Genomic DNA, 7169 nt, shown 5'->3' with positions numbered 1-7169 from the left:
TGCCGAGTGTTGGGGCAAGAGCCCTTTGCTTACTTTGGGGCTTTTCCAAAGTGAGTCGCCGTAAGGGCGAAACCATACGCAGCCATCACTCAAATAACGGATATGTACCCCTGCCGATTCCCCAGCCAACCCTCTGTCGCCAATAAACCGCCACCAAAATCCCAGTATTTATTGGGTGCACTCAACCCAACTCCCAGCTAATCTCCTAAAACCAAATACTCACTCAAAATGGATATTTTTTTGACGCCAAGTCAGCAGTCGCCAGGAAAGCACATGACAAAGGGACGCAATGGCAGAGAGCGGCGAACACTGCCAGAGGGCACTGCAATGAGGTGGCGTCACACATTCCAAACCCGCATTGCCGGGGTCCTCGCCCTGTTGCTGCTGGTGGTGGTCGCCGCCACTTATTTTGCCGTCAAGGCCGCCACCTCCCGCGCGGTGGAAAACCAGGCCCAGGTCCAACTCAAAACCGGCAGCCAGGTGTTCGAGCGCCTGCTGGACCTGCGTGGCCGCCGCCTGCAATACGGCCTCGACTGGCTGACCGTCGACGGCCCATTCAAACAGGCCGTGGCCAGCGGTCAGACGGTGCCGATCCTGGCCGCGCTGCGTCGGCATGGCACCGGCATCCGTTCCAGTGAAGTCTTCGTGCTGGGCCTTGAGGGCAGGGTCATGGTCAGCACCTTGCCGGTCCTCACCCGCGGCCAGCCTTTCCCCTATGACGAGGCCCTGCGTCACGCGCGGCGCAGCGGGTTGCAGATGCTGATCGTGGCCATGGACGGCCGCCCGTACCTGCTGGTGCAGGATGAAGTGCTCGACCCGCTGCCCATCGCGCGGGTGGTGATGGGCTTTCCCATGGATAAACTGTTCGCCAACGAACTGCGCTCCATGAGCAACCTGGAAGTGTCGTTCCTCAGCGTGCAACACGGCACGCCCGGCGCGTTGTTCAGCACCCAGCCCGATGCCTACCAGGCCGCCACCCTCGGCCTGTTGCGTGAGGGCAAGGTCAACCCCGAGCCGCAGATCCATCTGTTTTACGGCGAGCGCGTGCTCAGCCAGGTGTTGCCGCTGGCCAACACCGGTGACGGCGATGAAGTGCGGGTGCTGCTGCAAAGCCCGCTGGACCACGCGCTGGAATCCTTTGCGCCGCTGGACCGGCAGTTCCTCGGGATTGCCCTGGCGGTGCTGGTGGTGTCGTTGGCCGGCGCGCTGTTCCTCGCGCGGCGTGTGTCGCGCCCGTTGAATGCGCTGGTGGAGGCGGCCGGGCGTATTGGCGCCGGTGATTACCGCACGCCGGTGCGGGTGCGCAGCCACGATGAATTCGGCTTGCTGGCCCGCGCCTTCAACGCCATGCAAAGCGGCATCGCCGTGCGCGAGCGGCAATTGGCGCATAACGCCCTGCATGACCCGCTGACCGGCTTGCCCAACCGCGCCTTGGCCATGGAGCGCCTGGGCAGCGCGATCAGCGCGCAGCGGCCGGTGGTGTTGCTGTACTTGGGGATCGAGAACTACCGGGCGATCAACGAAGGCTTTGGCCCCGAGGGTGTCGAGGAGATGATGCGCGAGGCCAGCCGCTGCCTGTCCATGAGCCTGCTGGCCAGCGACACCGCGGCGCGCATCACCGGCAGCGAGTTTCTGCTGTTGCTGGAAAACACCGAGATCGACCGCGCGGTGGCGCGCGCCGACCGCCTTTATGCGCTGCTCACCGAACCCCAGCGCATCGGCAACGACGAGCTGCGCCATGAAGTCAGCATCGGTATCGCCGCGTACCCCGCCGACGGCCAGCAGGTCGAAGAGTTGATCGGCCGCGCCGCCATCGCCCGGCATGATGCCGCGTCGCTGCCCGGCCATCTGCAGATCTACCAGCAAGACCGCGACCTCGCGCATCAGCGCCAGATCACTCTGATCCGCGACTTGCGCCGCGCCGCCGCCGAAGGCGAGTTGTACCTGTGCTACCAGCCCAAACTCGACCTCAAGCACGGCCATGTGCGCCAGGCCGAAGCGCTGTTGCGCTGGCAACACCCGACGCTGGGGCTGGTGTCGCCCGCCGAGTTCATTCCCCTGGCCGAGCGCACCGGCAGCATGGGCGGCCTGACGCTGTGGGTGATCGAAGAAGCCATCCGCCAGATCGGCGAGTGGGGCCAGCGCGGCATGCATATTCAGTTGTCGGTGAATATCTCGGTGGACGACCTGGCCGATGACGACCTGGCGATTCGCGTCACCACCTTGCTCGCGCAATACGGTGTGCAGGCCCAGCAGCTGATTTTCGAGATCACCGAAAGCGCGATCATGCACAACCCCAAGCAGGCCCTCAGCGTGCTGGAGCAACTGCGCGGCTGCGGCATCAGCCTGTCTGTGGATGACTTCGGCACCGGTTATTCCTCGCTGGCGCAACTGCAGCGCCTGCCGGTGCAGGAGTTGAAGATCGACCAGTCCTTCGTGCGCAACCTCAACAGCACCAGCGGCGATGGGGTGATCGTGCGTTCCACCATCGAGATGAGCCACAACCTGGGGCTCAAGGTGGTGGCCGAAGGCGTGGAGTTCGAGCCGAGCCTCAAGCTGCTCAAGCAGTGGAACTGCGACACCGCCCAGGGCTACCTCATCAGCCGGCCGCTGAATGCCATGGCCTTTGAAATGTGGATGCGCCGCGAGCGTATCCCGGTCTGAAACTCCCTCCCATCGACTACAGATTCTTTCCGCGTGGTCGATAACCCCTACAGAGCTTGACCGTTTGCATAGGTTTTTACCGACCGGCGGTCATGGATCTCTCGTCATTCAGTGATGGCATATTGCCTTGTTTGCGGCATCATGACCGCTATCTCTGTGCCAAGGCTGGCCGCTCATTTTCCTTTTTTGCGGATGTCCCATGGCACGAACGATTTCTCTGCTATCACCTGTGGCGCTGTTGCTGATGCTGGCCGGGCCAGCCTCGGCGGCCACCCTCGAGGTGCTGATGCAACAGGCCGATGGCAGCCCGGTAGCGGATGCGGTGGTGACCCTGCAAGGCCCGGCCAGCGCGCCGGCCGCTGTGCTCAAGGCGGATATGGACCAGCGCGGCCAACGCTTCGCCCCCCATGTGCTGGCGGTGCACACCGGCACCCAAGTGCGTTTCCCCAACAGCGACAACATCCGCCATCAGGTGTATTCCTTTTCCACCGCCAAGCGCTTCGAACTGCGCCTGTACGAAGGCACGCCCGCCGACCCGTTGCTGTTCGACAAACCCGGCGTGGTGGTGCTGGGCTGCAATATCCATGACTGGATGCTCGGCTATATCTATGTCACCGATGACCCGCATTTCGCCGTCAGTAACGCCCAGGGCAAGGTGCGCCTGGAGCAACTGCCGCCAGGGGACTACCACGCCACCCTGTGGCACCCGCAATTGGCGGACATGCAGCCGTTGGATGGCGGCACCTTGCACGTGCCCGCCGCCGGCTTGAGCCACCGTGTCACGCTGAGCCTGGAGCCGACTTCCGCCGACCTGCCGCCGACGCCAAGCGCGTTTGGCGATGCCTTCAACCGAGCTGCCCATGAAACTGCGCAATAGCTTCCAGGCGCGGGTCGCCTTTGTCCTGATTCTGCTGTCGCTGGTAGTGATCGGCGCGCTGTATTTCAGCGTCAAGGCTGCGACCAGCTCGGCGGTGCGCGGCCAGGCCCTGGCGCAATTGGACGTGGGCACGCGGGTGTTCGAACGCTTGCTCGACGTGCGCGGCCGGCGCCTGGCCGATGGCGTGCAGCTGTTGGCCGCCGACTTTGGCTTTCGCGACGCCGTGGCCAGTGGCGATTCGGCAACGATGCGCTCAGTGCTGCTCAACCACGGCAAGCGCATCAATGCCAGCGACATGATCCTGTTGGGCATGGACGGCAAAGTCCTCGCCAGCACCCTCGACGAAGTGCCCGAAGGCTCGACCTTCCGTTACGACCAGGCGCTGCGCGAGGCGCGGCGCAATCGCCAGGCCATGCTGATGGTACCGCTGCAAGGCAAGCCGCACCTGCTGGTGGAAGCCTCGGTGCTGGCGCCGTTGCCGATTGCGCGGGTGGTGATGGGCTTCAGCATGGACGGCGCGTTTGCCGATGAGTTGCGCTCGTTGAGCAACCTCGAAGTGTCGTTCCTGGCGCTGGACCATGACCATCCCGGCGAGTTGGTCAGCACCCAGCCACAGGTGCTGCGCGACAGCATCATCGAACTGATGCAGGGCGACTCAACGCGCCGTGGCGTGTCTACCACCGATCACCTTGAACACAGTTTCCTCAGCCAGTCCCTGGTGTTGGCCAGTGATGAAAACGGCAAAGTCCTGGCCTTGCTGCAAAGCCCGCTGGATGCGGCGATGCAAGCGTTTGTGCCGCTGGACGAGAAAATCCTCGGCATCGCGCTGGTCGCGTTGATTGCTTCACTGATCGGCGCGTTGCTGCTCGCGCGTAGCGTGTCGCGGCCGGTGCAGGCATTGGCCCTGGCGGCCGAGCGCATCGGCCAGGGCGACTACCAGACCCCGGTGGTGCTCAAGCGCAGCGATGAACTCGGGCGCCTGGCCCATGCGGTCAACTCCATGCAAAGCGGGATCGCCGAGCGTGAACAGCAACTGGCGCACAACGCCCTGCATGATCGCCTCACCGGCCTGCCGAACCGCGCGTTGGCCATGGAGCGCCTGGGCAGTTCGATTGCGTTGCAACGGCCGATGGCGTTGATCTACCTGGGCATCGATAACCTGCGCGCCGCCAGCGAAACCGCCGGGCCGGATGCGGCCGACCAGCTGTTGCTGAGCGTCAGCAACCGCCTGCAAGCCACCCTGCGCGCTGGCGACACCCTGGCGCACCTGATCGCCGATGAATTCCTGCTGCTGCTCGAAGGTGCCGGCAGCGAAGAAGCGGTGGGCATGGCCGACAAGCTGCAACAACTGCTGCTGCGCCCCAGCCGTATCAACGGCCATGACCTGGCGCTCGACTGCCGCCTGGGTATCGCCGCGTACCCGGCCGATGGCGAAAGCCCGCACACCCTGCTGGAACGCGCCGCGATTGCGATGAAAGACGCCGCGCAAATGCCCGGTCGCCTGCAAATCTACGAACACGGCCGCGACCTTGCGCACCGCCGCCAGATCACCTTGATCCGCGACCTGCGCCACGCGCCGACCCAGGGCCAGTTGCTGCTGCATTACCAGCCCAAGCTGGATATCCGCCAGGGCCGTGTGCGCCAGGCCGAGGCCCTGTTGCGTTGGCAGCACCCGCAGTTCGGCATGGTCTCGCCGGCAGAATTCATCCCCCTGGCCGAGCGCAGCGGCAGCATCCAGTTGCTGACCCAATGGGTGATCGAGGAGGGCATTCGGCAGTTGTGCGAATGGAACCAGCGTGGGCTGTACCTGCAGCTGTCGCTGAACATCTCGGCGGATGATTTGCTCGGCGATGAGCTGGCCCATCAGGTCTCGGCGCTGTTGCGTCGCTACGGTTTGCCGGCGGAGCAACTGGTGTTCGAAATCACCGAGAGCGCGGTGATGCGCGAGCCGGAAAAAGCCCTCAAGGTCCTGCACCTGCTGCGCGACTGTGGCATCAGCCTGTCGGTGGATGACTTCGGCACTGGCTATTCGTCGCTGGCGCACCTCAAGCGCCTGCCGGTGCAGGAGTTGAAGATCGACCAATCCTTCGTGCGCAACCTCGATGAAACCAGTGAGGACGCGGTGATCGTGCGTTCCACCATCGAGATGAGCCACAACCTGGGCCTCAAGGTGGTCGCCGAGGGCGTCGAATACGCCCACAGCCTGCGCTTGCTCGAACGCTGGCAGTGCGACACGGCCCAGGGCTACCTGATCAGCCGGCCCTTGGGGGCCGAGGCTTTCGAAGCCTGGGTGGCGCTGCCGCTCAGTGCGCAAACTTCATTGGTTCATTGAGTGTTAGACGTGCGTCATTTATTGATCGGCTGCCTGGCCGCCCTGACTGTGCAAACGAGCCTGGCCGATAACGGCCGCCTGATCGCCACCGGCGGCGCCAGCAGCATAGAGGGCACGGCGGGCGGCGGCATCACGCCGTGGGCGGTGCTGGCCGGGTATGGCGAGCAACACGAATGGGGCGCCACGGCGTTCGCCACCACGGTCAACCTGCCGGACTATCGCCTCGACGTGGCCGGGCTGGCGCTGGCCTATGACAACCGGGTCGAGCTGTCTTTCGCCCGTCAGCGCTTCGACCTCGGCACGCTGGTGCATAAGCTCAACCTGCCCGAAGACAACCTCGGCCAGGACGTGCTCGGCTTGAAGGTGCGGCTGTTTGGCGATGTGATCTACGACACCTTGCCCCAGGTGTCGTTGGGCCTGGAGTACAAACACCAGACCAATTTCGATATCCCCAAGCTGGTCGGCGCCCAGCGCGACAGCGACGTCGAAGGCTACCTGGCCGCCAGCCGTTTGTTCATGGGCGCGGCATTTGGCTACAACGTGTTGGTCAACGGCAGCCTGCGCTACAGCCGCGCGAATGAAACCGGTTTGCTCGGCTTTGGCGGCGACCGCCGTGACCGCCGCAGCCTGCTCAAGGAAGGCTCGGTGGCGGTGCTGTTCAACCCGCGCTGGGCGCTGGGCGTGGAGTACCGCGAAAAGCCCGACAACCTGTCCTTCGCCGGCGAAAGCGATTGGGCGGATGTGTTTGTCGGCTACTTCCCCAACAAGCATGTGTCGTTTGTATTGGCCTACGCACGCCTGGGCGAAATCGCTACGCTGGATAACCAGAACGGCACCTACCTGTCGGTGCAGGGGAGTTTCTGATGCGCTTTTTACCCGTGGTCTTTGTGCTGCTGCTGAGCGCCTGCGCCCAACAACCGCCGAAGGACGACAGCCTGTACCGCGACCTTGGCGCCATGCCTGGCATCACGCGGATTGTCGAAGGCATGTTGCTTAACATTGCCCGCGATGAGCGCATTGTTGATCGCTTCCGCCGCATTGATATCCAGCGTTTGCGCAACAAGCTGATCGAGCAGTTCTGTGTGGAGGCGGGTGGGCCGTGCACGTACACGGGCGACAGCATGGCGGAGAGTCACAAGGGGCAGAATGTGAGCCGCAGTGATTTTAATGCGTTGGTGGAGGATTTGATCAAGGCGATGGACAGCGAAGGGATTGCGGTGCCGGTGCAGAATCGGTTGATTGCAAGGTTGGCGGTGATGCGCGGTGAAGTGATCGAACACTGACCTCACAAACACT

The 7169-nt window shown here is 63.7% G+C and carries 5 protein-coding genes; all 5 read left to right on the top strand.

Features of this window, described 5'->3' with window-relative positions:
* The first annotated feature begins 327 nt into the window (after positions 1-327).
* A complete protein-coding gene (locus AC0IYH_RS27070) occupies positions 328-2664 on the top strand; it encodes a putative bifunctional diguanylate cyclase/phosphodiesterase (protein WP_471837124.1) in 2337 nt (778 codons plus the stop codon).
* A gap of 199 nt (positions 2665-2863) precedes the next feature.
* Positions 2864-3541, top strand: a complete 678-nt coding sequence (locus AC0IYH_RS27065; RefSeq protein ID WP_471837123.1) for a methylamine utilization protein — start codon at positions 2864-2866, stop codon at positions 3539-3541.
* A complete protein-coding gene (locus AC0IYH_RS27060) occupies positions 3525-5873 on the top strand; it encodes a bifunctional diguanylate cyclase/phosphodiesterase (RefSeq protein WP_471837121.1) in 2349 nt (782 codons plus the stop codon). Before AC0IYH_RS27065 ends, AC0IYH_RS27060 begins: the two co-directional genes overlap by 17 nt.
* Entirely contained in the window at positions 5874-6737 is an 864-nt protein-coding gene (locus tag AC0IYH_RS27055) for a DUF3034 family protein (RefSeq protein ID WP_471837119.1), read from the top strand. It abuts the gene before it with no gap.
* Complete coding sequence (locus AC0IYH_RS27050) at positions 6737-7156, top strand: group I truncated hemoglobin (RefSeq protein ID WP_122773574.1); 420 nt, start codon at positions 6737-6739, stop codon at positions 7154-7156. The genes AC0IYH_RS27055 and AC0IYH_RS27050 overlap by 1 nt, the downstream gene beginning before the upstream one ends.
* The last annotated feature ends 13 nt before the right edge of the window (positions 7157-7169 follow it).

Source organism: Pseudomonas sp. AC463, assembly GCF_979253585.1.
This window is presented reverse-complemented; position numbering and strand designations above follow the sequence as displayed.